Origin of the sequence: Micromonospora sp. NPDC050495 (assembly GCF_040655175.1) — a bacterium.
In the GTDB taxonomy this organism is placed as follows: domain Bacteria; phylum Actinomycetota; class Actinomycetes; order Mycobacteriales; family Micromonosporaceae; genus Micromonospora.
This window is the reverse complement of sequence record NZ_JBFAJK010000018.1, coordinates 47,906-71,816: the sequence shown is the minus strand read 5'-3', so window position 1 is coordinate 71,816 and position 23,911 is coordinate 47,906. Positions and strand designations below refer to the sequence as shown.

Below are 23,911 nucleotides of genomic sequence, written 5' to 3'. Positions count from 1 at the left end.
GCCGATGCCTTTCTCACGGGTGATGTCAGCGCAGCGTGCTGCCGGGCTGCACGTCGTTCAGGAGGGACAGTTCGTCACGCCGCGGCAGGGACTCCCAGTCGCCGTGGCCGGCGACGGCGAAGGCCCCGAGCGTGACCGCGCGGCGCAGTCGTCCGGCCAGGTCGAGACCGTCGAGCTGGCCGGAGAGGTAGCCGGCGGTGAAGGCGTCCCCCGCGCCGACGGTGTCCACCGCCGTCACGGGCAGCGCCGCCGTCTGCCGCACGCCCTCCCGGGTGTACGCGCGGGCGCCGTCGCCGCCGAGCTTCACCAGCACCGTGGACACGCCCCGGTCCAGCAGCCCGGCGACCACGGTCTGCTCGTCCGCGCCCGGCGCGCCGACCAGGTCCAGTTCGTCGGCGGAGGCGACCACGATCGAGGCGTGGCCGACGACGGCGGCGAGCGCGGCCCGGGCCGCCTCCCGGCTCCACAGTTTCGTCCGGTGGTTGACGTCGAGGCAGACCAGCGTTCCGGCCCGGGCGGCGGTCTCGGCCGCCCACCGGGTGGCCTCCCGGGCGCTGTCGGACAGCGCCGCGGTGATCCCGGTCAGGTGCAGCACCCGCGCGCCGGCGGCCAGGGCGGGCCGCAGGTCCTCGACGGTCAGCGCCGAGCCGGCCGAGCCGGCCCGCTGGTAGATCACCCGGGTCAGGTCGGCGGTACGCCGTTCCAGGAACATCAGTCCGGCCGGGCGGTCCGGGTCGCGGACCACGTGCCCGACCCGTACCCCCTCGGCGCGCAACTGGCGCAGCAGGAACTCGCCGAGTTCGTCGTCGCTGATCCGGCCGGCGTAGGCGGCGCGGTGGCCGAGCCGGGCCACCCCGATGGCCACGTTGGCCTCCGCCCCGGCCAGGTGCGGGGTGAGCGCCCCACCGGTGCGGAGGGGCCCGGTCGCGCGCAGCGACACCAGGGCTTCGCCGAAGGTGAGCAGGTCGACGGCGCTCATGACGCGGCGGCGGGGCAGGCGCGCGGGCGCGGCGCGGCGGGGTCGGCGGCGCTCATGCGACGGCCGCGAGGTAGGCCCGGGCCCGCCGGCGCAGGGCGTCGAGGTCACCGCCGGAGGCGGCGTCGCCGACCAGCGGGCCGCCGACGCCGACCGCGATCGCCCCGGCGCCGAAGTAGCCGGGCAGGTCGGCCAGGCCGACGCCACCGACGGCGACGAACGGGATGTCCGGGAACGGGTCGCGCACCGCCTTCAGGTACGCCGGGCCCCCCACCGACGCCGGGAACAGCTTGATCGCTGACGCGCCCAGCCGCATCGCGGTGTACGCCTCGGTCGGGGTGAACGCCCCGGCGGCGACCGGCAGCCCGAGCCGGGCCGCCTCGGCGATCGACTCGACCACCGCCGGCGTCACCACGAACTGCGCGCCGGCGGCGGCCACCTCGGCGACGTCGGCGACGGTGAGCACCGTGCCGGCGCCGACCAGGGACCCGGCCGGCGCGACCGCGCGCAGCGCCTCGACGGCCCGCGTCGCGTCCGGGGTGGTGAGGGCCACCTCCACGATCCGGACGCCCTCCTCCAGCAGGGCGGTGCCGGCGGCGATGGCGCCGGCGGTGTCGGTGCCCCGGATGACCGCGAGGATCCGGGCGGCGGCCAGTTCGGTGGCGAGATTGACGCTCATGTGATCACCATTCCGCATAGGAGCCGTCGGGGTGCCGCCAGGTGGGACTGCGCCAGGCGTGGCCGCGCTTGTCCGCGGCGCGCACCGCGTGTTCGTCGATCTCGATGCCGAGCCCGGGCGCGGTGAGCCGCTCGACGTACCCGTCGACGAAGGTCAGCGGGGTCTTGTCGAGGCAGTAGTCGAGCACCTCGGCGCCGAGGTTGTAGTGGATGCCGATGCTCTGTTCCTGGATCAGGTAGTTGGGCGTGGCGAAGCCGACCTGCAGGCAGGAGGCCAGGGCGATCGGGCCGAGCGGGCAGTGCGGGGCGAGTTGGACGTCGTACACCTCGGCCAGCGCGGCGATCTTGCGGACCTCGGTGATGCCGCCGGCGTGCGACAGGTCCGGCTGGGCGACCGCGATGCCGGCCTGCAGCACCGGCAGGAACTCCTGCCGGTTGTAGAGGCGTTCCCCGGTGGACACCGGCGTGCTCGTGGCGCGCACGAACTCGCCGATCAGGTGCGAGTTCTCCGGCACCACCGGTTCCTCCAGGAAGAACGGCCGGTACGGCTCGAGCAGCGGGGCGACCCGGCGGGCGGTGGCCAGGCTGAACCGGCCGTGGAAGTCGACCGCGACGTCCCGCTCGTCGCCGAGCACCTCGCGGGCGGCAGCCACCCGCTGGACCACGCCGTCGAGCTCGGCGACCGAGGCGACCGGGCTCATCCGCCCGGACGCGTTCATCTTCACCGCGGTCAGCCCCGTCTCGACGGCGGCGCTGATCTGGTCGCGCACCTCGGCGGGCTCGTCGCCGCCGACCCAGCCGTAGACCCGGATCCGGTCGCGGACCGGGCCGCCGAGCAGCTGGTGCACCGGGGCGCCGAAATGTTTGCCGGCGATGTCCCACAGCGCCTGGTCCAGCCCGGCGACGGCGCTGGCCAGGATCGGCCCGCCCCGGTAGAACGAGGCCTTCGTCATGACCTGCCAGTGGTCCTCGATCCGCAGCGCGTCCCGGCCGATCAGCAGCTCGCTGAGCTGCTCGACGGCGGTGCGGACGGTCTCGGAGCGGCCCTCGCAGGTCGCCTCGCCCCAGCCGACGATCCCGGAGGACGTCTCGACCCGGACGAACAGCCACCGCGGTGCGACGAGGAACGTCTCCAGCCGTGCGATCGTTGTCATGGCGTCCTCAGCCCTTCGTGGCGCCGGCGGTGAGCCCGGAGACGATGTACTTCTGCACGAACAGGGCGATCACCATGATCGGCAGGGTGACCACGGTGGCCGCGGCCATCAGGCCGCCCCAGTCGATGCTGGCGTAGCCGACGAAGTCGAAGATCGCCACGGGCAGGGTCTTCGTGTCCGCGCCGGAGAGCACCAGGGCGAACATGAAGTTGTTCCAGGAGAAGATGAAGGACAGGATGCCGGCCGTGGCGATGCCGGGCACGGACAGCGGCAGGGTGATCCGCCGGAACGCGCCGATGTGGGTCAGCCCGTCGACCAGCGCCGCCTCCTCCAGGTCCTCCGGCAGGCTGTCGAAGAAGCCCATCATGATGTAGACGATCAACGGCAGCGACACGAACATGTGGCTGAGGATCAGCACGGTGTACCCGCCGACCAGCTGCAGGTTCGAGAAGACGTAGTACCAGGGCACCAGGAGCGACACGCCCGGGATGATCCGGGCCATGAGCACCACGAGCGCGGACTTCTTCATGTTGAACCGGCTCATCGAGTAGGCCGCGGGCACCCCGAGGAGGAGCGAGAGCACCGTGGCGGCGAACGCCACCCAGAGGCTGTTGCCGATGAACTGGACGTAGTTGGCCCGCTGGAGCACGTTGTCGTAGTTGTCCAGGGTGGGCGAGAAGACGAAGGCCTTGCCGGTGTCGTAGATGTCGACGTTGGTCTTGAACGACGCGGCGATCATCCAGAGCAGCGGCGCGATCAGCGCCAGCACCACGACGGCCAGGGCCACTGACCGGAAGACCGTGAACGGCTTGCTCGGCTTCATCGGTCCAGCCCCTTCTTGCGGTAGGTCAGGGCCCACATCACCCCGATGATGATCAGGAAGAAGATGATGAGGACGGTCGATGAGACGCCGTAGGCGTTGTAGTCGAAGCTCAGCCCGTACGCGTAGACGTTGAGCGTCTCGACCTCGTGGAACGACCCGCCGCCGCGACCCTTGGTCGCGTAGAGGATGTCGAAGGTCTTGAGCGCGTCGATGCCGCGCAGCAGGATCGCCACGATCACGGTGGGCATCAGCAGCGGCAGGGTGACGTGCCGGAACCGCTGCCAGGTGCTGGCGCCGTCGATGAGGGCGGCCTCCTGCGGCTCGTCGGACAGCGACGTGAGGCCGGCGAGCAGGATCAGCACCACCATCGGGGTCCACTGCCAGATGTCGATGAACATCGTCGTCGGCAGGGCGCTGCTCTGTCCGGCCAGCCAGGGCTGCGGGCCGATGCCGACCCAGCTGAGCACCTCGTTGGCCATGCCGATGGTGGGATCGAAGATCAGCCGCCACATCATGCCGACCGCCACCGGGGTGGCGACCAGGGGCAGCAGGATGGCGACCCGGACCCAGCGCTCACCGCGGAACGGCCGCCACAGCAGCAGGGCGATCGCCATGCCGAGCGCGACCTCGACGGCGAGCACCACGCCGGTGAACAGGACGGTGCGCCACACCGCCGGCCAGAACCGGTCGGTGTCGGCGAGCACGTCGAGGTAGTTCTGGAACCCGATGAACTCGCTCTCGGCGCGGACCGAACCCTCGGCGTCGGTGAGGCTGAGGTATCCGGTCCACGCCACCGGAAAGATGATCAGCACGGCGACGAACGCCATGGCGGGGGCCGCGAAGAGCCACTTGCGGTGCGCGTTGGCCCAGCGCGACCAGCCCGACTCCGCCGGGCCCGCGCCGGCCTGCGGCGATCTGGTGACTGGTGTGGTGACGGCTGACATGAGGTCTCCGAGTGCTCAGGGCCGGGACCCGGCGCGGGACGGCGGGGCCGGTCGGGCCCCGCCGTCCCGCGGTCGGGTTACTTCGCCTCGTCGTCGAGGAACTTCTGGAACGCCTCGTTCGCCGCGTCCGCCGAGGCGGCCGGGTCCTTGCCGGTGATCGCGTCGACGATCGGCTGGCCGACGATCTCGCGCGCCTGGGCGACCTTCACGACCAGCGGACGGTCGTGGCCGACGCCGTTGGCGGTGCTGGCCGTGGTGGCCTCGGCGAGGTCCTTCGGGTAGGTCGCGATGGCCTGCGGGTTGGCCCAGACCGAGGCGCGGGCGCCGGGGACGCCGGCCTCCTGCTGCGCCAGCGACTGCTCCTTGCCGGCCGCCCACTGGATGAACTTCCAGGCGTTGTCCTTGTTCTTCGACTGGTCGTTGATGCCGAGCGCCCAGGACGGGATGTTGTAGGGCTTCGAGCCGGCCGGGCCGGCCGGGAAGGGCGCGAAGCCGACGGTGTCGGAGACCTTCGACTTGGCCGGGTCGGTGGCGTTCTTGTAGAGCGAGTTGGCCTCGGTGTAGAAGGCCGCCTTGCCCTGGGTGAAGATGGCCATCGCCTCGGACCAGCTCATGTCGGTGCTGATGTTCTCCGGGCCGTGCTCGCGCAGCAGCCCGCCGTAGTAGCCGTACGCCTGCTTGGCCTGCTCGGTGTTGACCGAGGCCTTGCCGTTGGCGTCGACGAAGTCACCGCCGAAGCTGAACAGGAAGCTGGAGAACTGGGTGACGGCGGCGGCCTTGCCGGTACGGGAGACGAAGCCCGCGACGCCCGGGTTGTCGGCCTCGACCTTCGCGGCCTGCGCCTTGAGCTCGTCCAGGCTCTTCGGCGGCGCGTCGAAGCCGGACTTCTTCAGCAGGTCCTTGCGGTAGTACAGGACCTCCGACTCGGTGATGATCGGCACGCCGACCACCTTGTCCTCGTACGTGGTGGCCTGCACCGGCCCGGCTTGGAAGTCGCTGAACTCGAAGGCACTGTCCGACTTGGACCGCTCGGTCAGGTCGGCGAGGTACTTGTTCTTGCCGAACTGCTTGCCCTCCTGCAGCGGCCGGTACATCATCACGTCGAGGTCGCTGGACCCCGCGTTCAGCTTGACGTTGTACTGGTCGGAGAGCTGGTCCTCACCGAGCTGGGTGACCTCGACCTTGAGGCCGGTCTGCTTCTCGAACTCCGGCAGAGCCTTCTTGATGTTCTCCGTCCAGACGTGGTTCACCAGCGTCACGCGCAGGGTCTTCGAACCGCCGCCGTCCTCTCCGCCGCCGCAGGCGCTCAGGCCCATGGCGACCACCACGGCCAGAGACGTACCGATTATCGATCGACGTCGCACGTCATCTCTCCATTTCTCGTGGTCGCCGCCCCGGGGGAAGAGCGCCACAACGCTGTAACGTCCGCTTAAGCAGGGGATGCTAGGACGAAAAAGCTGATTTATTCAAGGGGTTGACCCAACTGATACGATCCTTGGCGTGGAACCGTACTCCTCCGGGGCCGTCGGCACCCAGCCCGCTCCGGCCGAGGTCGGGCTGCACGCACGCGTCCTCGAACACCTCGGCACCGCCATCTGCGGCGGGGAGTTCGCCCCCGGGGCGGTCCTCAACATCGACGACCTGGTCGACCGGTACGAGGTCTCCCGCTCGGTGGTCCGTGAGGTGCTGCGTGTCCTGGCGTCGATCGGGTTCATCGAGACCCGCCGACGGGTCGGGGTGACGATCCGGCCCGCGCACGACTGGAACGTCTTCGACCCGCAGGTGATCCGGTGGCGGCTCGCCTCGGCGAGCCGGCTCGCCCAGCTGCGGTCCATCACCGAGCTGCGCACCGCCATCGAGCCGCACGCCGCCCTGCTGGCCGCCAGCCGGGCCGGCCACGACGAGGCCAGCGACCTCGTCGGGCTCGCGGCCAAGATGTGGGCCGCCGGCAAGGCCGGCGACGAGGAGCGCTTCCTGCGGCTGGACATCGAATTCCACCGGCGGGTGCTGCTCGCCTCCGGCAACGAGATGTTCGTCCGCCTGCAGGATTTGGTCGCCGAGGTGCTCACCGGCCGGCACAAGCACCACCTCATGCCGCACCACCCGCACGAGCAGGCGCTGCACCTGCACGCCGAGGTGGCCCAGGCCATCCAGCGGCACGACGGCGAGCGCGCCCGGCGGGCCATGGTGGAGCTCATGGAGCAGGCGTTCGAGGAGATGCGGTCGCTCTGGGAGCAGACGGCCGAGCCCGACCCGGTGAGCTGACCCGCCCCGGCGGGTTCCGGCGCCGCGCCGGGCCGCCGCGACCGCGCCGCGGTGGACCGACCGCACCGGCGGCCAGACCGGTCCGGTCGATCAGGCGCCGCCGGGCGACGGCAGACCGGCCGGGTCGATCAAGGGCCGCCGGGCGGCGGCGGGCCGGTCAGGGCTCCCGGGGCACCGGTTGGGCCAGCGCGCCGATCTCGCGCGGCAGCTGCGCCAGCGCGCCCTCGAACTTTCGGTGCCCGACCACCCGGTGCAGGGTCTGCAGCACCGCCCGCACGCCCCGCTCGGCCACCTCCGGCGCCTGCCCGGCGCGCTCGGCCACCCGCCGCAGGAACTCCTCGGGCCCGAACGCCTCGGGCTCCTCGGTGCGGGCCCGGGACAGCAGCGGTCGCAGCTCGTGCGCCACGTGGTCGGCCAGGTCGGCCGCCTGACCCCCGCTGATCCGCTCGCCGAGCGTGCGCAGCGTGGCCTCGGTCAGCGAGCGCGCGGTGTCCGCCGAAACGCCCGCGCGGGCGGCCACCTTCTCGAAGAACTCCAACTCCGCCATGTCCGTCCCTTCCCGTCCGGGAGGCAGCGTGGCTACCCGCCCCGGCCGGCCGCAAACGGTCGGGTCACCCCGAGCGCGCCCTCAGGCCAGGGCGCGCGCCGCCCCGACGATCGCGGTCACCCCGATACCGGCCCGGTCCATCTGCTGGGTCGGCGTCCCCGAGCCGGGCAGCCCGCGCACCGCCAGGTGGGCGACGCGCACCGGCTCGGCGAGGTCGGCCAGCGATTCGAGCACCGCCGAGCCGAGGCCGCCCTCGGGGTAGTGGTCCTCGACCACCACGAGCCGGCCACCGGTGGCCCGCACGGTGTCGAGCAGCCGCTGCCGGTCCACCGGTTTGATCGAGTACAGGTCGACGACCCGGGCGTCGATGCCCTCGCGGGCCAGCTCCTCGGCGGCGGCGAGGCAGGTGTGCACGGTCACCCCGGCGCCGATGAGCGCCACGTCGCCGCCCTCGCGGAGCAGTTTGCTGCCGCCGATCGGGAAGGTGTCGCCGTTGTCGTACAGCACCGGGTACGCGCCGCGGGTGCTGCGCAGGTAGCTGATCCCCTCCCGGTCGAGCAGCTGGGCGACCAGCGCGACGCAGGAGACCGCGTCGCTGGGGCAGAGCACGGTGGAGCCGGGCACGGCGCGCAGCGCGGCGAGGTCCTCCAGCCCCATCTGCGACGGGCCGTCCGGGCCGATCTCGACCCCGGCGTGCGAGCCGGCCAGCACGATGTCGGCCTGCGAGATCGCGGCCATCCGGATGAAGTCGTAGGCGCGGGAGAGGAACGCGGCGAAGGTCGCCGCGAACGGTCGGTAGCCGCGCACCTGGAGGCCGACCGCGGCGGCGACCATCTGCTGCTCGGCGATGAACATCTCGAAGAACCGGTCCGGGTACGCCTCGCCGAACTTGTCGGCGCGGGTGGAGTCGCTGACCTCGCCGTCGAGGACGACCACGTCCGGCCGGCCGCCGACCGCGCGCAGCGCGTCGCCGTACGCGTTGCGGACCGCGACCTTCTCCCCCTTGGCGTACTGCGGCAGGGCCGGCTCCGGTGCGGTGGGGGCGCCGGTGGACGGGACCGGCTCGGGCCGTGGCGCGCGAACCCGGATCCGGCGGTCCCCGCCCAGCGCGGCCACGGCCCGCTCGGCCAGGTCCGGCGGCAGCGCCTTGCCGTGCCAGTCCGGGCTGTCCTCGATCTCGGGCACCCCCTTGCCCTTGACGGTCCGGGCGAGCACCACGGTCGGCCCGCTCGCCGCCCGGGCCTGCCCCAGGGCCTCGTCGATGGCGCCCAGGTCATGGCCGTCGACCACGATGCCCCGGCAGCCGAACGCCTCGACCCGCCGCCGGTAGGTGTCCAGGTCCCACTCCAACTCGGTCGCGCCGCGCTGGCCGAGCCGGTTGACGTCGACGATCGCCGTGAGGTTGCGCAGCCCGTAGTGGCCGGCCTTGTCCAGCGCCTCCCAGATGGAGCCCTCGGCCATCTCGCTGTCGCCGCAGAGCACCCAGACGTGGAACGGCAGCCGGTCCAGGTACCGCCCGGCCAGCGCGATGCCCACGCCGGCCGGCAGCCCCTGGCCGAGCGAGCCGGTGGCCACGTCCACCCAGGGCAGGACCGGGGTGGGGTGGCCCTGCAGGCGGGAGCCGGCCTGGCGGTAGGTGTCCAGCAGCTCCTGCTCGCTGATCGCGCCGACCGCCCGGAACACCGCGTACAGCAGCGGCGACGCGTGGCCCTTCGAGAAGATCAGGTGGTCGTTGGCGCGGTTGCCCGGGAACGACCAGTCGTAGCGCAGGTGGCGGGAGATCAGCACCGCGAGCAGGTCGGCCGCGGAGAGGCTGGAGGTCGGGTGGCCGGACCCGGCCCGGGTGCTGCACCGGATCGCGTCCACCCGCAGTTGGGCGGCGAGCTCCGCCAGCCCGGCGAGTTCCTCGTCGCGCAGGGTGCGCTCCGCTTCCATGGTCACCGGGATCGCCTCCGTCCTCGCCCGGCCCGGGCCAGACCGCCGCCGCGCAGACCGGGTGGACGACCCGGAGCGGCGGCGGCGCTGACCGCCTTGCGCACCTACCGTAATCAGGGTGTGGAAGTTTTCTCCGGTAACTGGCTATTTGTCCCCTCGGACGGATCGCCAACCGCACCGGGGCGCGACTCCCGGCCGCCGGACGCCCGGGACCGGGCCAGCAGGCACAGCGCGACCGCCAGGTAGGGCAGCGCCGCCAGCGCGAAGGCGACCGCGTTGCCGGTGGCGCCGGCGACCAGGCCGTAGCCGCCGTAGCAGGCGATCACGGTCAGGTCGGTGGCCATCCCGGCCACCGAGGTCACGGTGGCCCGCGCGGTGCCGGTGATCCGGGCCTGCAACCGCACGTCGGCCAGCACCGTGGCGAGTTGGAACGCGGCGAACGCCACCGCGAGCGGCAGGAAGCCCGCCGGGTGCCCGACCAGGGCACCGGCCGCCAGCGCCACCGCGGCGAGCACCAGCAGGCCGGCGTACCCGCCGGTGCGCAGCCGCTCCCCCGCCGGCGCGAGCAGCCCGCCCACGGTCATCCCGGCCCACAGCAGCAGGAGCAGCAGCGGCACGCTGGCCTCGCCCACGCCGGTGTCCCGGGCCAGCAGCCCGGTGTACTCGTCGAGGCCACCCCAGACCGCGCTCACCGCCGGTACGAGCAGCAGCGCCCCGCGTACCCTCCGGTCGGCCCGGGCCTCGGCCAGGCCGGCCCGCAGGCTGCCCAGCCAGCCGGGACCACCCTCCCCGGCCGCCGTCCCGGTCCCGCCGGCCGGCGGCGGGCGGTGCTCCGGGAACCGGGTCGCCACGGCGGCGGCGAGCAGGCACGCGCCGACGCTGGCCAGCGCGACCGCCCGGTAGCCGCCGGCGGCGAAGACCGGACCGGCGAGGGCGCCCGCGCCCGCCGCGGCGGCCACCCCGGCGGTGCGGGCCCGGCCGATCAGCCGGGCGTACCGGTCGGTGGCGCCGAGCCGGTCGAGTTCGGTGAAGACCAGCGCCTCCAGGGCGCCGGAGCGCAGCGCCCCGCCCGCGCCCCAGAGCACGAAACCGACCGCGAAGGCCGGGTACGAGGGGGCGAGCACCCAGAGCGCGAACGCGACGGCCGGCAGCAGCGGGGCCAGGGCGAGCAGCAGCCGCCGGGACACCGCGTCGGCCCAGGCGCCGGAGGGCACCTCGAGCGCCAGGCCGGTGGCCGACCAGAGCACGAAGAGCGCGGAGATCTGCCCGACCGACAGCCCGGCGTCGGCGAACAGCAGCGCGTACAGCGGATAGAGCAGGACGAAGTCGGTGAGGAACGCGTAGCCGTAGAGCGCGGCCGCCAGCGGCCGGGTCCCGGGCGCGCGCGCCGGAGTGATGATCATGAGGCCTTCCCACGAGGACGCGACGGACACCGGAGGTGCGGTGTCCGTGGCGGCCCGCGGGCACGGCCGTCAGGGCAGGATCAACATCGCCAGGTCATGCGCCGATGCTATCCGGCGCGCGGCCGGTCCGGGTGCCCCGGCGACGCCGGGCATCGGCCGGCGAGGGTGAGCGACGCCGGGAACGCGCACCGGGGTGGGACCCGGTCGGGTCCCACCCCGGTGCGTCGGTCCGGGCGGCTCAGCGGCGGAACTTCTCCACGTCCGCCGCCGGGATGACCATGGTGGCCTCGCTGTCCGCCGCCTGCTCGGCGGTGGGCTGGCGCGGCGCGGTCGTGGGCTGGGTGCGCTCGGCCTCGGCGTACGGGGGGACCGGCTGGGTGGCCTCCGCCGGACCGTACGCCGGGACCGGCTGGGTGCGGTCGGCCTCGGCGTCCCGCGCCACCGGCTGGGTGCGGTCGGCCTCGGCGTCCCGCGCCACCGGCTGGGTCAGGTCCGACCCGGCGTACGGGTCGGGCCGGCTCAGCCGCGCCTCGACGTCGCGCCGGCCGGCCTGGTAGGCGCGGGCGTGAGTGGCGATGGTGCGGGACTCCTCCTCGGCCCGGGTCAGCCAGTTCTCCCAGCGGCTCTGCATCGGACGGACCAGCCCACCGCCGACGCCGACGACCAGGATGCCGCCCACGGTGGCCAGGACGGCGATCAGCACCGGGGTGGTGACCGCGGTGGCGACGCCGATCTGGTTGAGCGCGGCGATGATGCCCAGGCCGAGGATGAAGACGGAGGCGATGTTGGCCAGGATCCGGCCGTAGGAGAGGCCGCCGAGCGCGCTGGAGATGATGTCCTTGACCGCCTTGGCGATGGCCGCGGCCACCACCACGATGACGATGGCCACGAACGCCCGGGGCAGCCAGGCGATGACGCCGGCGATCAGGTCCGAGATCGGGTTCGGGCCCCAGATGCCGAAGGCGAGCTGGAGGGTGACCAGCAGCACGGCGTAGTACGCCAGCTTGGCGACGATGTCGCTGGCGTCGTACCGGGAGCGGGCCAGGGCGGTCTTGATGCCGCCGCGCTCCACGGCACGGTCGAAGTGCACCCGCTCCAGGACCGCGTCGACCAGCTTCCGTACGGCCTTGGCGATCAGCCAGCCGACCACCAGGATCGCGATGAAGGCGACCGCCTTGGGCAGGAACAGCATCACCGAGCGGAACGCGTCGCCCACCGCGTCGCCGAAGTTGTCTCTCATCGAAGGGCCTCCACGCAGGGGTTCAGGTCGGTCCGCCTGGACCTACCCGGACCGTCCGCCCGGAAAACCCGGTCAGCCACCGGCGCAGCGGTAGGCGACCTGCGTACCGGCCTGCAACGGGGACGGCTCGATGAGGTTGACGGTGGCGGTCTCGGTGGTGGCCCCCACTCCGCTGAACGTCCACTTGAGAGTCAACGTCACCGTCCGCTCGCCCCGGCCGACCCGCTCGGTGAGCAGCGCGCCCGGCGGCGCGTCCGACCGGAACCACTGGTAGCGGATGATCCCGCCCCGGCCGTTCGTGTGCACCGTGGCCACCACGTCGACGGTGACGTCGCAGCGCTCGCCGGCCGGCCGCGGCACGGCCACCGTGACGCCCTCGACCTCCAGCGGGCTGAGCCGCTGCCACAGGTAGAGCGCGACCACCAGCAGCAGCGCGGCGGTGAGCAGGCTGGACAGCACCGAGACCACCCGGCGCCACCGCGGCCGGGGCCGGCGCGCCGGGATCCCGGCCGGCCAGGGCGGGGCGGGCGGCGGCGTGGCCGGCACGCCGGGCCCGAAGCGCAGTTCCCCGCCGGACGCCGGCCGGGCCGGGTCACCCGCGGTCCGGGCCCCGGCCGCTTCCCCGTGGTACGCGCCGGTCGTCGCGCCGTGGCCGGCCGCCGGCCCGGTGCCCTGGGTCGGCACGCCCGCGCCGGTGACCGGGCCGGCGGGCCAGGTGCCACCCGGCGCCCCGGCGGCCCGGGTGGGCGTGCCCGCGCCGGTGAACCGGCCGCCGGGCAGGGTGATCCCCGACGCTCCGCCGGTGCTGCCGGAGCCGGCCCCGAACTGTCCGAACGGCACCGTCCGGTCCGGCGCGGCGAGGCGCGCGGTCGCATCCGACGCCGCGAGGCGCGCGGTCGCATCCGACGCCGCGAGGTGCACGGTCGCATCCGACGCCGCGAGATGCACGGTCGCATCCGACGCCGCGAGATGCACGGTCGCATCCGACGCCGCGAGACGCGCGGTCACATCCGACGCCGCGAGGCGCACGGTCGCATCCGACGCCGCGAGGCGCACGGTCGCATCCGACGCCGCGAGGCGCACGGTCGCGTCCGACGCGGGAAGGTGCACGGTCGGCTCGGCCGAGCCCGGACGGACCGTGGGGGCCGCGACGGCGAGGTGCACGGTCGCGTCGGTGGCGGGCCGGGGTGCGGTGGGTTCGACGCCGCCGACCGGCAGGGTGCGGTCGAGGTCGACGGTCGCCGACAGGTCGACCGGCAGCGCGCGGGTGGGCAGCGCCTCGGTGGGCTCGTCCGGCCGGGTCACCCGAGCCGTCCCCGGGCCGTGGCGGCGGTGTGGGCATCGGTCACGTCGTGACTCCTAACCGATGGGGCAGTCTGCGTAGAGCGTCACGTAGGCCGGGCTGGCCGAGGTGGCGGTGTTGCCGGCGGCGTCGACGGCGGTGACCTGGATCAGGAGGCGGCTGCTCTTCGCGGGTTTCGGCAGCGGCCCGAGCGTCCCCTGGAACACCCCCCGCCCGACCGGGCTCATCGCGACGGTCGAGTTGGTGCCCGCCAGGGCATAGCGGAAGGTCACCTTCAGCGCGGCCGGGCCGGTGCGGTCGTCGGTGGCCGTCACGCTGATCGTGCTGGTCCGGTAGCCGTAGGGGCAGCCGTCCGGGACCAGTTCGCCGGGGTCGCCGCCGACGCCGCCGACGACCGGTGCGGTGACGTCCGGCGGGGGCGGCGGCGAGGTGCTGGTCGTCGGGGTCGGCGCGGGTGCGCTGGTGCGGACCGTCGACGCGGTGGGTGCGGCGGAGCCGGTGCGGGTGGGCGTGCCGCCCGAGGTGGCCGGCGGGGTGCCGGTCGCCGACGGGCTGGGGACCGGGGTCGAGGTCGGCGCGGCGGTCGGGCCGGTGGCCGGTGGGCCGCTCGGGGCCGGACCGGCCGGACCGGGCGGTGCGGGTGGTCCGGCCGCGCCGGCCGCGCCGGCGGGGTCGTCCTGCGCGGCGTAGCGGTAGCCGGCGCCGCCGACCAGCAGGGCCGCGACGAGCGCGCCGCCGACCAGCGCGGTCCGCGTGCGGCCACGGTGGGCCAGGCCCCGGCGCGCCGGGGCCGGGCCTGGGTCCGCGCCGAGCACGGTGCTGGCCAGGCTGGTGGCGCCGCCGCTGCCGTCCGGGAACGGCCACAGCGCGGCGAGCAGGGCGGCCCGCCGGGCCAGCTCGCGCAGCCCGCGTTCCTCCCACTCCGGCCCGTACGCCTCGCCGGCCACCTGGTCGAGGACGGCCAGGAAGACCTGGGCGGGTTGCGGACGGTCGGCGGGCTCCTTGGCCATGCCGTGCCGGAGCAGGTCGTGCACCGGCACCGGGGCCGGATCGGTCGGGATCGGCGCGGAGGCGTGCTGTTCGCGCAGGGTGAGCAGGTCCCGTCCCTGGTACGGCGGCCGGCCGGTGAGGCACTCGAAGAAGGTGGCGGTCGCGGCGTAGATGTCGCAGGCCGGGCTGGCCGGGGCGCCGGTCCACTGCTCGGGGGCCATGTAGCGGGGGGTGCCGGAGACGGTCGTGCCGTCGCCCTGCCCGATCGGCACGGCGATGCCGAAGTCGGCCAGCTTGCTCAACCCGTCGCCGGTGACCAGCACGTTCTCCGGCTTGTAGTCGCGGTGCACGACGCCGTGGGCGTGCGCGCCGGCGAGGCCGGCGAGGGAGCCCTTGAGCACGCAGAGCGCCGATTCCGGCGTGGTCGGGCCGTGTGCCCGCAGCATCTGCCGCAGCGACACCCCGTTGACCAGTTCCATCACGATGGCCGCGCCGTCGGCGGACTCGACGTACTCGTAGAGCCGGGAGACGTGCGGGTCGTCGATGGCGCCGAGGAGCCGGGCCTCCTCCCGGAAGGCGGTCCGGAACGACGGGTCGTCGCCGATGTCGCGCACCAGGTACTTGATGGCGACGGGGGTGCCGGTCGGGTCGTGGGTGGCGAGCACGACGCTGCCCGACGCGCCGGCGCCCAACTGACGCACCGACGTGTAGCCGGACAGCTGCCACCCGCTCATGCGAGGAACTCCACGGCGCTCCAGGGGCGGGTCTCGGCGTCCGCCTCGCCGATCATTCTGGCCGCCCGCGGGTCGGCGTCCATCGGCGCAACGGGTGTTTCCGGCGACCGGACGGCGATCCCGGACCCGGGGTGCCGGCCGGGTCCGGGGTCGGTCGGGCGCCGGCCGGGCGACCGGCCCGGGCGTGATCGGTCACGGACACGTCGCCAGTGGTACCAGACGCCGGCAACCCCGCCGATCAGATCGCGGTGGCCTGGGCCACCTTCCACTCACCACGGACCGGGACCAGGGTGAGCACCACCCGGTTCTGGTCGACCTTCTCCCCGGCCGTGGTCACGTTGCGCCGGTACTGGTTGAGGTAGAGCAGCAGCTCGACCCGGTCCGCCTCGGCGCGGACCACGCCGGTGGCGGAAACCTCGGCCAGCACGACGGCCTGCTGTTTGGTGGCGGTCGGCTTGAGCGCGGCGGTGGTCCGGGCGTACTCGTCGGCGAACGCCCCGGTGGCGAAGGTGCGGCCGTTGGCGACGCTGTCGTCGAAGGTGCGGTAGTCGTACGAGAAGAGCGCCTTCGCCGCCGATGGGGCGGTGGCCAGGGCCTGGCTTACGGCCCGGTCGCGCTGGCCGGCACGGTGGTCGCCGTACCAGCCGGCGAGGGCCACCGCGGCGGCCAGGACGATCGCGACGGCGAGCGCGGGTACCGGGCGCAGCCACCCGGGGCGCCGGAGCGGCACGGTCGGGACACGCATGGGTTTCTCCTCCTCAGCCGACGAACTGGAGCTTGGACACCAGCCACTCGCCCGAGTCCCGGTCGCGGACCAGGTCGAGTTGGATGCGGTAGTGCGACGGGCGGCCGTCGGGCGCCTTCGCGTTCTTCACCGTGGCGTCGACGGCCACCAGCACCACCGCGTGCCGGCGGTCGCCGGAGACCAGACCGGCGCGGAGCACGCTGCCCTGTGACTGCACCTTGTTCTCCACGACCGCGGTGCGGACCTGCGCCTGGCCGCGGGTGAACTCGTCCTTGAAGTCGCCGGTGGCGGCGGCGGTGACCCGCTGCAGGTCGCGGTCGACGCTGGTGGCGCTGACCGAGACGAAGTTGACGGCGGCCTGCCGGGCGGCCGCGACCGCCTCCCGGTGCGCCCGGTCGGTGGCCCGGTCGGCGTACCAGCGCTGGCCGAAGACACCGGCGCCGGCCAGGGCAGCGGCGAGCAGCACGGCGAGCACGGCGGCGACGGCTCGGCCGGAGCGCGGACCGGCCGGGGTGGCCGGCGACCGGCGGCCGGTGCCGCGCGGGGATGGGCCGTCCGCGTCGGATCCCGCGTCCGCGTCGGGCGGGTCGGCGCCGCCGTCCTCGTCCGCGCCGGGCGGGTCGGCGGCCTCGTCCCCGGCCGGCGGGTCGGGGACCGCGCGGACGGGCCGGTTGCGGCGACGGAGGGCCCGCCGCGGCTCGGGCAGCTCCTCGACCTCGGCGGGATCGCCGATGACGGTCAGGTCGCCGCCCTCCAGCGGGTCCTCCACCGGCTCCCGGTCGAGGCGCTCCAGCACCTGCTCGATCGGCTCGACCGGGCGGAAGACGGCCCGGGTGACCACCCGGCGGCGCGGCGGGTTCGGGCCGCCGGGCTTCGCGCCCTTGATGACTTTCAGCGTGGTGTTCCTGCGGCTGGGCACCGCCACCTCCTCCGGTAGGCCGGTCACGGGGTCAGGCCGGCGAGCAACAGCTGTTTCCAGGACTGGTCACCGGCCGTGCGGTACTGCCCGCCGGTGCCGCCGAACTGCAGCGGCCGGCCGTCGGAGCCGAGCACCAGGCCGGTCGCGGGGTCGTACCCCGGGGCGGTCTGCTCGTCGGCGGCGGGTGGCGCCGGGTCGGCGCCGGAGGGTCGGGGCGCGTTGCCGGCGCCCCGGACGCTCGCCCCGGCGGCCCGGTCGCGCGCACCACACCGGGTGTCCCCGCCGGAGTAGACGCAGGACGGTGGGTTGCCGACGTTGACCACGAGTCCGAGGTGGGCGGTGCCGTCGCCGGGGGTGACGGTGAAGCCGCCGGCCACCGCGATCGGGTAGACCACCAGCAGCTGCTCGATGCCGGGCAGCCGGCGGGCGGCGATGCCGTTGACCGTGACCAGGTTGCCGAGCAGGGTGCCGACGTCGGGTTCCAGCCCGCGCAGCAGCGCCCGCAGTTCGGCGCCGGCGGGCGGCCCGTCGGCGAGCAGCCGGCGCAGGTCCGGGTCGGCGGCGCGGAGCGTGGCGGCGAGCTGCGCCAGCCCGGCCGACCAGCGGCGCAGCGCCTCGGTGGACTCCGCCTGGGTGGTGAGCACGGTACGCGCGTCGCGGATCAGGGCGAGCGTCTCGGGCAGCCGGCTGTCGGCCTCGGTGAGCAGCGCGTCGCCGGAGTCGAGGATCCGGGCGAGGGTCTGCTCGTTGCCCTCGAACGCGGTGCCCAGCTCGCTGATCAGCACGCTCAGATCGTCCGGGCCGACCGAGCGGACCAGGGCATCCAGGTTGGTCAGCAGGGTCTCCGGGGCGAGCGGCAGCCCGGTTCGGTCGGCGGGGATCACCGCGCCGGGGGCGAGGTACGGCCCACCGTCGCGGTCGGGACGCAGGTCGAGGTACTGCTCGCCGACGGCGGAGCGTTGGCTGACCACGGCCCGCAGCGCGTCGGGCACCCGTACGCCCCGCTCGATGCGCAGGTCGGCGCGAACGCCGTCGGCGTGCAGGGCGACCGCGGTGACCCGGCCGACCGGCACTCCGCGGTAGGTGACCGGCGCGTTGGCGAAGAGGCCGCCGGCTCGGGCCAGGTCGACGTGCAGGACGTAGTTCGCGCCGAGCAGGCGGTCGCCGAGGCCGACGTAGCGGATCCCGACGTAACCGATGCCGAGGAGGCTCACCAGCACGAAGGCGAGCAGCTGGAGCTTCACGGTACGTCCGATCACGGGATCAGCCCTCCGCCCAACATGTCGGTGAGGCCGCCGAGCTGACCGGTGACGGCCCCGGTGATCGGGAGCACGCAGTCGGCGGTGAGCACGGTGCCGTCCGGCAGCTCCGTGCCGGCGGGGAACGCGGTGCCCGGCGGCACGAGGCCCTTGGGCAGCAGCAGCCCGCCGAGCGGCACGGTCGAGCCCGGTTTGAGCAGCCGGCAGCCCTCCGGCAGCCCGCACTCCTTCGGCGGGGTCCAGGTGGCCGGGAAGTGGGTGAGGTCCGGCAGGCACTTGAGCGGCAGCTCGGGCAGGACGCCGCCGCGGCCGGGGCGGGCGCCGGGGGCGGTCGGGGCGGACGGCCTGCGGGGTGTGGCCGGGGCCGCCGCCCGGGGGGCGGCGCGGGCCGCCGGAGGCGGCGGGGCCGCCACCAGGTTGGCCAGAATGGTCGCGGCGTCCAGGTCCGCCGTGATGGAGAGGTTGACGAAGTCGCCGACGATCGCACCGGTGACGTTCGGCGGGAACGGGTACGACAGCATGAAGTCCAGCGACTTCGGCAGGTCGTCACCGGCCCGGGCGAGCTGTTCCAGGATCGGTTGCAACGCCCGCACGCTGGCCACGGTGTCCGCCCGACTGCGCTCGACCACCCGGGTCCCGACCGTGCCGAGCTGACCGAGGGCGGTCAGCGCCCGGGTGAGCTGGGCGCGTTGCCGGGCAAGCACGGTCAGGCCCGGCCCGAGGGAGTCCAGCGCGTCCCCGACCACCTGCCGTTGCCGGGCGAGCCGGCCGGTGAGCCGGTCGAGCGCGTCGATGGCGCGCACGATGTCGGCCTTCTGCCGGTCCAGCCCGCCGACGAAGGTGTCCAGCTGGGTCAGGGTGTCCCGCAGGTCCGCCTCCCGACCGGCGAGGGCCGCGCCGAGTTCGGCGTTGATGGTCCGCAGCTGGGCCAGGCCGCCACCGTTGAGCAGCAGGCCGAGCGCGGCGAGGACCTCCTCGACCTCGGCGCCGCGGGTGGTGCGGGACAGCGGGATGAGGTCGCCGTCGGCGAGCCGGCCGCGCGCCGCCTCGGTGGGCGGCGGGGCCACCGTCACGTACTTCTCGCCGAGCAGGCTGCTCTGGCGCACGGCCGCGGTGGCGTTCGCGGGCAGCCGCACGGCCCGGTCGATGCGCAGCCGGACCCGGGCGTGCCAGCCGGACAGCGAGATCTTCTCGACCGTGCCGACCGTGACGTCGTCGACCTTCACGGCGGCGCGCGGCACCAGGTCGAGCACGTCGGCGAACTCCGCGTCGACGGTGTAGCCGTCCCCGGCCGGCCGGCCGCCGGGCAGCGGGAGGTCCGCGACCTCGGGCAGGCCGCAACCGGCGGGCAGCAGCGCCACGGCGAGCGCGGCGGCCAGCAGGCGCGGCAACCGGGCCATCAGGCCGCCACCGCGCGGCACCGGACGATTCGCTCGCTGACGCTCGCTCATGCCGGCCCTCGCAGGATGCCGCCCAGGGTCGGGTCGCTGGTGATGGTGGAGCCGCCCGGCGCCTCGTCGGCGGTCGGCGCACCGGGGGAGCTGATGGAACCCGGTGGGGACCCGCCGGCCGCCGGGGCGCCGGGCGGCAGCTTGAGCAGCTTGCGCAGCTGGTCGGTGAGGGGAAGGCCCTTGGCGCGCAGGGTCTGCGCGAGGGCGGTGCAGATGGCCGGCACCTCGGCCGCCGGGAGCTGCGACACCAGCAGCGAGCACGCGAAGGTGGCCGGGTCGTACGGCCCGAGCGCGTTGTCGCGGGTGTCGAGGGTGCCCGAGCGCGGGTTGTACGCAGGGTTGAGGTTGCTCACCGCGAGCGGCGCCACGTCGAGGATCTGGATGACGGCCGCCTGCTGGCGGACCAGGATCCGGGTGATGTCGGTCAGCGCGGTGACGTTCGAGGTGAGCGCGGTGCGGTTGTCCCGGACGAAGGTGGTGACCTGGGCCAGCGCGACGGCCAGGTCGCGCAGCGCGGCGGCCAGCTCCTCCTTCTCCCCCGCCAGCTGCCCGGCCACGTCGGCGAGCCGCTGCTGGAACAGGCGTACCTGCTGGTCGCTGCGGGCCAGGGTGGTGGTGAAGCGTTGCAGGTTGGCGACCGTGCCGAACAGGTCGCCCCGCCCGTCGGACAGGGTGGTCAGCGCGCGGGACAGTCCGTCGAGGGTGTCGTGCAGATTGGCGCCGTTGCCCTCCAGGTTGGCCCGGCCGGTGGCGACCAGGTCGGACAGCGCGCCGTCGGCGTTGGCGCCCTCCGGGCCGAGGGTGCGGTTGAACTCGTCGAGCGCGGCGTAGATGTCGTCGATCTCCATCGGGGCGACCGTCCGGGCGACCGGGATCTCCGCCCGGTCGGGAAGCGCCGGCCCGCCCGCGTAGGCCGGGGCGAGCTGGACGTACCGGTCGCTGACCACGCTGGGCGGGACGATCAGCGCCTGGGCGTCGGCGGGCACCCGCAGCGCCGGGTCGTAGCGCATCTCGACGCGGACGGCTGCGCCCTGCGGGATCACCGCGGTCACCTCGCCGACGCGGACGCCGAGCACCCGGACGTCCGAGCCGGCGTACACCCCGACCGCGCGGGTGAAGTACGCGACGACGCGCCGCTGCGGCGCCTCGTGCCGCCACCCCACCGCGCCGAGGGCCACGGCGGTGAGCAGGACGGTGGCCGCCGCGACGGGACGGCGCCAGCGGTGCATCCGGCCGGGCATCAGCGTCCCCCTCCGGCGGTGGGCAGGTACGGCTGGAGCAGACCGTCGACGTAGGAGTCGAACCAGCGGCCGTTGCCGACCACGTTGGCGAAGGTGGTGACGAACGGTCCCATCCGCCGGATGGTCTGCTCCAGCTCGTCGCGGTTGCGTTGCAGCACGGCGACCACGTCGCGCAGCTTGCCCAGGGCCGGTGCCAGCCGGGCCCGGTTGTCGGCGACCAACCCGGACAGTTCGGTGGCGAGCTGGTCGGTGCCGACGAGGAGCTGGTGGATGGCGTCGCGGCGCCGGCTGACCTCGGCAAGCAGCTTCTCCCCGTCGGTGACCAGCCGCCGGAACTCCTCGTCGCGCTCGGCGAGGACCCCGGTGACGCTCCGCGCCCGGGCGAGCAGCGTCCGCAGCTCGGCGTCGCGGGAGGCCACGGTGCGGGACAGCCGGGACAGCCCGGTCAGCGAGGTGCCCACGCTGGCCGGGGTGTCGGCGAAGGTCTGCGACAGGGTGGTGAACGCCCGCGCGAGCTGGTCGGTGTCGACCCGGTCGAGGGTGTCGGCGAGCCCGGAGACGGCCTGCACCACGTCGAACGGGGCAGCGGTGCGGTCGAGCGGGATCTGCCCGTGCTCGGGCAGCGTCCCCGACCCGGCCGGGGTGAGCGCGAGGTACTTCTGGCCGAGCACCGTCTTGATCCGGATGGTGGCGCCGGTGGCGCCGCCGAGGCGTACCCCGTCGTCGTCGACCCGGAACCGGACCCGCACGTACGGTCCGGGGTCGTGGGCCAGGTCGACGCCGGTGACCACGCCGACCCGGACCCCGGCCACCCGGACCTCGTTGCCGGCGGCCAGCCCGCTGGCGTCGTGGAACGCGGCGCTGTACGGGCGGCCGGTGAGCGCGGCGATCCGGTCGAGCTGGAAGGCGCCGAGCAGGGCGGCGACGAGCACGGTCAGCCCGACCGCCCCGACGACGACGGGGTTGCGTTCGCGGAACGGCTTCACCGGGCACCTCCGGTGGCGCAGCGGGCGGCGGGGGCGCTGACGCCGGCGGGGGTCAGCGGCGGGTGGCCGGGCAGGGTCACCCGGCCGTCGAAGTCGCAGAGGTAGAAGTTGAACCAGGAGCCGTAGGAGGCGACCCGGGTCAGCTGCTCGTACCGTTGCGGCAGCCGGCCGAGGGTGCCGTCGATGACGGCGGAGTTGCGGTCGAGGGTGCCGGCCAGTTCGTCGAGGGCGCGGACGTCGGCGGCGAGCGGCGGCCGGGTGTCGTGCAGCAGGCCGGCGGTGGTGTCGGTGAGCTCGCCGAGGCTGGTCAGCGCCGCGCCGATGGCGGTGCGGTCGGCGGAGAGCCCGGAGACGAACTGCTGCAGCTCGGTGATGCTGGTGTCCAGCTCCCGGTCGTGGCCGGCCAGGGTGGCCAGGACGGCGTTGAGGTTGGTGACCACCCGGCCGATCACGGCGTCCCGGTCGGCGAGGGTGGTGGTCAGCGACGCGGTGCGCCGCAGCAGGCTCGCCACGGTCCCACCCTCGCCCTGGAGAACCTGGATGATCTCGTACGCGAGGGTGTTGACGTCGTCCGGGTCGAGCGCGGTGAACAGCGGCCGGAAGCCGTTGAACAGCACGGTCAGGTCGAGTGCCGGCTTCGTCCGGTCGAGCGGGATGAGCCCGCCGGCGGGCAGCGGCCGGCGGTCCCCCGGCCCCTCGGTGAGCGCGAGGTAGCGCTGCCCGACGAGGTTGCGGTAGCGGACGGCGGCGCGCACCCCGACCGCCACCGGCACGTCCCGGTCCACGGTGAACGCGACCTCGGCGACGGTGTCGTCGACCACGGCGATGTCGGTGACCTTGCCGACCCGGACGCCGGCGACGCGCACGTCGTCGCCGGCAAGCAGCCCGGTCACGTCGGTGAACCGGGCCCGGTAGGTGACCCCGTCCGGCGGGAACGCGCCGAGGGTCTGCGCGAGCAGCCCGGTGGAGAGCAGGGTGACCGCGGCGAAGAGCATCAGCTTCAGCAGCGCGGGGGTGGTCCGGCCGGTCATCGGGCGTTCACCACCGCTCCACGCAGCAGCGGGCCCCAGAGCAGCACCGCGATGTCCGGCACCTCCGCCGGAGGCGTCCCGGTCAGGCCACCGACCAGGGGTTTGACCAGGGCCCGCTCCTCGCCGGTGCCGGCCTGACCCATCGCCGGGCCGGCCGGGGGCGCGGCCGCGGCGGCCGGCAACCCGACGGGCAGCGGCGCCGAGGTACGGCTGCCGTCGTAGTCGTAGCCGTCGGCGACCGGCACCTGCGGCGCGGGCACCCGCGGGCGCGGCAGACCCCGGCAGTCCGGCCCGTCGTGGGCGGCGTAGGCCGGCTCGTCGCGGCCCCGCTCGTACCGGCCGCCGTCGCGGGTCACCTCCAGGGTGACGTGCATCCGGCCACCGGCGAACACCTCCTCCACCCGGGGTTGCAGCTCGACCAGCCCGCGCACCAGGCACGGGTACTCCGGGGCGTACGTGGCGAGCAGTTCCAGCACCGGACGGCTGACCTGGCCGAGCCGGATCAACTGGTCCCCGTGCCGGTCGAGGAAGCCCCGGGTGGTGTCGGCGGTGTCGGTGGTGTCGGCGAGGAACGCGGCGAGCTGGGTGCGCTGGTCGGCGACCGTTGCCGCGGTGACGGTGACGTCGCGTAGCAGGGCCAGCAGGTCGGGCAGCGCGGCGTCGTAGCCGTCCAGCACGGTGGCGAGACGGCGCACGTCCTCGCTGATCGTCGGCAGTTCCGGATTGAGCTGCCGCAGGTACGCGTCGAGCCGGGTGAGGTTCGCGCCGAGGCGGTCACCGCGGCCGTCCAGGGCGGTGGCGATCGCGCCGAGCGTGGCGGCGAGCTGGTCGGGGCGGATGGCCTGCAGCAGCGGGAGCGCCTGGTCGAGCACCCGTTCCAGTTCCACGGCGGTGCGGCTGCGGTCCTGGGTGATGACGGCGCCGTCGCGGATCGGCCCGGCGGTGCTGGCCGGCGGCGGGACGAGTTCCACGTACCGCTCGCCGAAGAGGGTCTTGGGCAGCAGCCGGGCCGTCACGTCGGCGGGGATCCGGTCGGTGGTGGCCGGGTCGAGGGCGAGCCCGATGACCGTGCCCCGGCCGTCGCTGCGTACCGAACGGACGTCGCCGACCACGACGCCGCGCACCTTGACGTCGGCCCCGTCGAGGAGTTGCAGGCCGGCCCGGTCGGCGTGCAGCGTCACCCGGTCGACCGGGGTGAACGCGTGGCGGTACTGGAGCACGGAGGCGGTCAGCGCCGCGGCGAGCACGGCGACGAAGAGGATGCCGAGGACCCGGTGTCGCATGGCC

21 protein-coding genes are annotated in these 23,911 nt (G+C 74.5%); 1 reads left to right on the top strand and 20 read right to left on the bottom strand.

Annotated elements, in window-relative coordinates; genetic code table 11:
* Nucleotides 1-25: 25 nt before the first annotated feature.
* The 6 genes from AB0I11_RS19130 to AB0I11_RS19105 form a co-directional block, all read right to left on the bottom strand.
* Nucleotides 26-979 (bottom strand): sugar kinase, encoded by a 954-nt coding sequence (locus AB0I11_RS19130; RefSeq protein ID WP_357321760.1) that lies wholly within the window; start codon nt 977-979, stop codon nt 26-28.
* A gap of 52 nt (nt 980-1,031) precedes the next feature.
* Entirely contained in the window at nt 1,032-1,655 is a 624-nt protein-coding gene (locus tag AB0I11_RS19125; protein WP_357321758.1) for a bifunctional 4-hydroxy-2-oxoglutarate aldolase/2-dehydro-3-deoxy-phosphogluconate aldolase, read from the bottom strand.
* A 4-nt stretch (nt 1,656-1,659) separates the two neighbouring features.
* A complete protein-coding gene (gene dgoD / locus AB0I11_RS19120) occupies nt 1,660-2,808 on the bottom strand; it encodes a galactonate dehydratase (protein WP_357321753.1) in 1,149 nt (382 codons plus the stop codon).
* 7 nt (nt 2,809-2,815) lie between these two features.
* On the bottom strand, nt 2,816-3,631 hold the full coding sequence (locus tag AB0I11_RS19115; RefSeq protein ID WP_357321750.1) for a carbohydrate ABC transporter permease: 816 nt from the start codon (nt 3,629-3,631) through the stop codon (nt 2,816-2,818).
* Complete coding sequence (locus tag AB0I11_RS19110; protein ID WP_357321747.1) at nt 3,628-4,575, bottom strand: sugar ABC transporter permease; 948 nt, start codon at nt 4,573-4,575, stop codon at nt 3,628-3,630. The genes AB0I11_RS19115 and AB0I11_RS19110 overlap by 4 nt, the downstream gene beginning before the upstream one ends.
* 77 nt (nt 4,576-4,652) lie before the next feature.
* Nucleotides 4,653-5,891 carry a sugar ABC transporter substrate-binding protein gene (locus AB0I11_RS19105; RefSeq protein ID WP_357321744.1) on the bottom strand — a complete coding sequence of 413 codons (1,239 nt, stop codon included), beginning with the start codon at nt 5,889-5,891 and terminating at the stop codon, nt 4,653-4,655.
* Nucleotides 5,892-6,075: 184 nt separating this feature from the next.
* Here AB0I11_RS19105 and AB0I11_RS19100 point away from each other — a divergent pair, with 184 nt between their 5' ends.
* Nucleotides 6,076-6,840 (top strand): FCD domain-containing protein, encoded by a 765-nt coding sequence (locus AB0I11_RS19100; RefSeq protein WP_357321741.1) that lies wholly within the window; start codon nt 6,076-6,078, stop codon nt 6,838-6,840.
* 157 nt (nt 6,841-6,997) lie between these two features.
* Here the strand turns inward: AB0I11_RS19100 and AB0I11_RS19095 are convergent, their stop codons facing one another.
* The 14 genes from AB0I11_RS19095 to AB0I11_RS19030 form a co-directional block, all read right to left on the bottom strand.
* Nucleotides 6,998-7,387 (bottom strand): DUF2267 domain-containing protein, encoded by a 390-nt coding sequence (locus tag AB0I11_RS19095; RefSeq protein WP_357321738.1) that lies wholly within the window; start codon nt 7,385-7,387, stop codon nt 6,998-7,000.
* A gap of 81 nt (nt 7,388-7,468) precedes the next feature.
* Nucleotides 7,469-9,322, bottom strand: a complete 1,854-nt coding sequence (locus AB0I11_RS19090; protein ID WP_357321921.1) for a transketolase — start codon at nt 9,320-9,322, stop codon at nt 7,469-7,471.
* A 113-nt stretch (nt 9,323-9,435) separates the two neighbouring features.
* Nucleotides 9,436-10,725, bottom strand: coding sequence for an MFS transporter (locus tag AB0I11_RS19085; protein WP_357321735.1), 1,290 nt, complete (start codon nt 10,723-10,725; stop codon nt 9,436-9,438).
* A gap of 238 nt (nt 10,726-10,963) precedes the next feature.
* Entirely contained in the window at nt 10,964-11,965 is a 1,002-nt protein-coding gene (locus AB0I11_RS19080) for a hypothetical protein (protein ID WP_357321733.1), read from the bottom strand.
* Between the two features lie 72 nt (nt 11,966-12,037).
* Nucleotides 12,038-13,270, bottom strand: coding sequence for a hypothetical protein (locus AB0I11_RS19075; RefSeq protein ID WP_357321729.1), 1,233 nt, complete (start codon nt 13,268-13,270; stop codon nt 12,038-12,040).
* Between the two features lie 54 nt (nt 13,271-13,324).
* Complete coding sequence (locus AB0I11_RS19070) at nt 13,325-14,992, bottom strand: serine/threonine-protein kinase (protein WP_357321727.1); 1,668 nt, start codon at nt 14,990-14,992, stop codon at nt 13,325-13,327.
* Nucleotides 14,993-15,230: 238 nt separating this feature from the next.
* On the bottom strand, nt 15,231-15,737 hold the full coding sequence (locus AB0I11_RS19065) for a hypothetical protein (protein ID WP_357321723.1): 507 nt from the start codon (nt 15,735-15,737) through the stop codon (nt 15,231-15,233).
* A gap of 13 nt (nt 15,738-15,750) precedes the next feature.
* Entirely contained in the window at nt 15,751-16,656 is a 906-nt protein-coding gene (locus AB0I11_RS19060) for a hypothetical protein (RefSeq protein ID WP_357321720.1), read from the bottom strand.
* Nucleotides 16,657-16,679: 23 nt separating this feature from the next.
* Nucleotides 16,680-17,915: an MlaD family protein gene (locus AB0I11_RS19055; protein ID WP_357321717.1), complete on the bottom strand. Its 1,236-nt coding sequence runs from the start codon at nt 17,913-17,915 to the stop codon at nt 16,680-16,682.
* Nucleotides 17,912-19,366: an MCE family protein gene (locus AB0I11_RS19050; RefSeq protein WP_357321714.1), complete on the bottom strand. Its 1,455-nt coding sequence runs from the start codon at nt 19,364-19,366 to the stop codon at nt 17,912-17,914. The genes AB0I11_RS19055 and AB0I11_RS19050 overlap by 4 nt, the downstream gene beginning before the upstream one ends.
* Nucleotides 19,363-20,607 carry an MCE family protein gene (locus tag AB0I11_RS19045; RefSeq protein WP_357321711.1) on the bottom strand — a complete coding sequence of 415 codons (1,245 nt, stop codon included), beginning with the start codon at nt 20,605-20,607 and terminating at the stop codon, nt 19,363-19,365. Before AB0I11_RS19045 ends, AB0I11_RS19050 begins: the two co-directional genes overlap by 4 nt.
* A complete protein-coding gene (locus AB0I11_RS19040) occupies nt 20,607-21,593 on the bottom strand; it encodes an MCE family protein (protein WP_357321708.1) in 987 nt (328 codons plus the stop codon). The genes AB0I11_RS19045 and AB0I11_RS19040 overlap by 1 nt, the downstream gene beginning before the upstream one ends.
* A complete protein-coding gene (locus AB0I11_RS19035; RefSeq protein ID WP_357321704.1) occupies nt 21,590-22,624 on the bottom strand; it encodes an MCE family protein in 1,035 nt (344 codons plus the stop codon). The genes AB0I11_RS19040 and AB0I11_RS19035 overlap by 4 nt, the downstream gene beginning before the upstream one ends.
* Entirely contained in the window at nt 22,621-23,907 is a 1,287-nt protein-coding gene (locus tag AB0I11_RS19030; protein ID WP_357321701.1) for an MCE family protein, read from the bottom strand. Before AB0I11_RS19030 ends, AB0I11_RS19035 begins: the two co-directional genes overlap by 4 nt.
* Between the last annotated feature and the right edge of the window lie 4 nt (nt 23,908-23,911).

Bases quoted from the DNA above. Each gene is read 5' to 3' on its own strand.
- AB0I11_RS19130 (WP_357321760.1), bottom strand. From the start codon at position 979: ATGAGCGCCGTCGACCTGCTCACCTTCGGCGAAGCCCTGGTGTCGCTG.
- AB0I11_RS19125 (WP_357321758.1), bottom strand. From the start codon at position 1,655: ATGAGCGTCAATCTCGCCACCGAACTGGCCGCCGCCCGGATCCTCGCG.
- dgoD (WP_357321753.1), bottom strand. From the start codon at position 2,808: ATGACAACGATCGCACGGCTGGAGACGTTCCTCGTCGCACCGCGGTGG.
- AB0I11_RS19115 (WP_357321750.1), bottom strand. From the start codon at position 3,631: ATGAAGCCGAGCAAGCCGTTCACGGTCTTCCGGTCAGTGGCCCTGGCC.
- AB0I11_RS19110 (WP_357321747.1), bottom strand. From the start codon at position 4,575: ATGTCAGCCGTCACCACACCAGTCACCAGATCGCCGCAGGCCGGCGCG.
- AB0I11_RS19105 (WP_357321744.1), bottom strand. From the start codon at position 5,891: ATGGGCCTGAGCGCCTGCGGCGGCGGAGAGGACGGCGGCGGTTCGAAG.
- AB0I11_RS19095 (WP_357321738.1), bottom strand. From the start codon at position 7,387: ATGGCGGAGTTGGAGTTCTTCGAGAAGGTGGCCGCCCGCGCGGGCGTT.
- AB0I11_RS19090 (WP_357321921.1), bottom strand. From the start codon at position 9,322: ATGGAAGCGGAGCGCACCCTGCGCGACGAGGAACTCGCCGGGCTGGCG.
- AB0I11_RS19085 (WP_357321735.1), bottom strand. From the start codon at position 10,725: ATGATCATCACTCCGGCGCGCGCGCCCGGGACCCGGCCGCTGGCGGCC.
- AB0I11_RS19080 (WP_357321733.1), bottom strand. From the start codon at position 11,965: ATGAGAGACAACTTCGGCGACGCGGTGGGCGACGCGTTCCGCTCGGTG.
- AB0I11_RS19070 (WP_357321727.1), bottom strand. From the start codon at position 14,992: ATGAGCGGGTGGCAGCTGTCCGGCTACACGTCGGTGCGTCAGTTGGGC.
- AB0I11_RS19065 (WP_357321723.1), bottom strand. From the start codon at position 15,737: ATGCGTGTCCCGACCGTGCCGCTCCGGCGCCCCGGGTGGCTGCGCCCG.
- AB0I11_RS19050 (WP_357321714.1), bottom strand. From the start codon at position 19,366: ATGAGCGAGCGTCAGCGAGCGAATCGTCCGGTGCCGCGCGGTGGCGGC.
- AB0I11_RS19045 (WP_357321711.1), bottom strand. From the start codon at position 20,607: ATGCCCGGCCGGATGCACCGCTGGCGCCGTCCCGTCGCGGCGGCCACC.
- AB0I11_RS19035 (WP_357321704.1), bottom strand. From the start codon at position 22,624: ATGACCGGCCGGACCACCCCCGCGCTGCTGAAGCTGATGCTCTTCGCC.
- AB0I11_RS19030 (WP_357321701.1), bottom strand. From the start codon at position 23,907: ATGCGACACCGGGTCCTCGGCATCCTCTTCGTCGCCGTGCTCGCCGCG.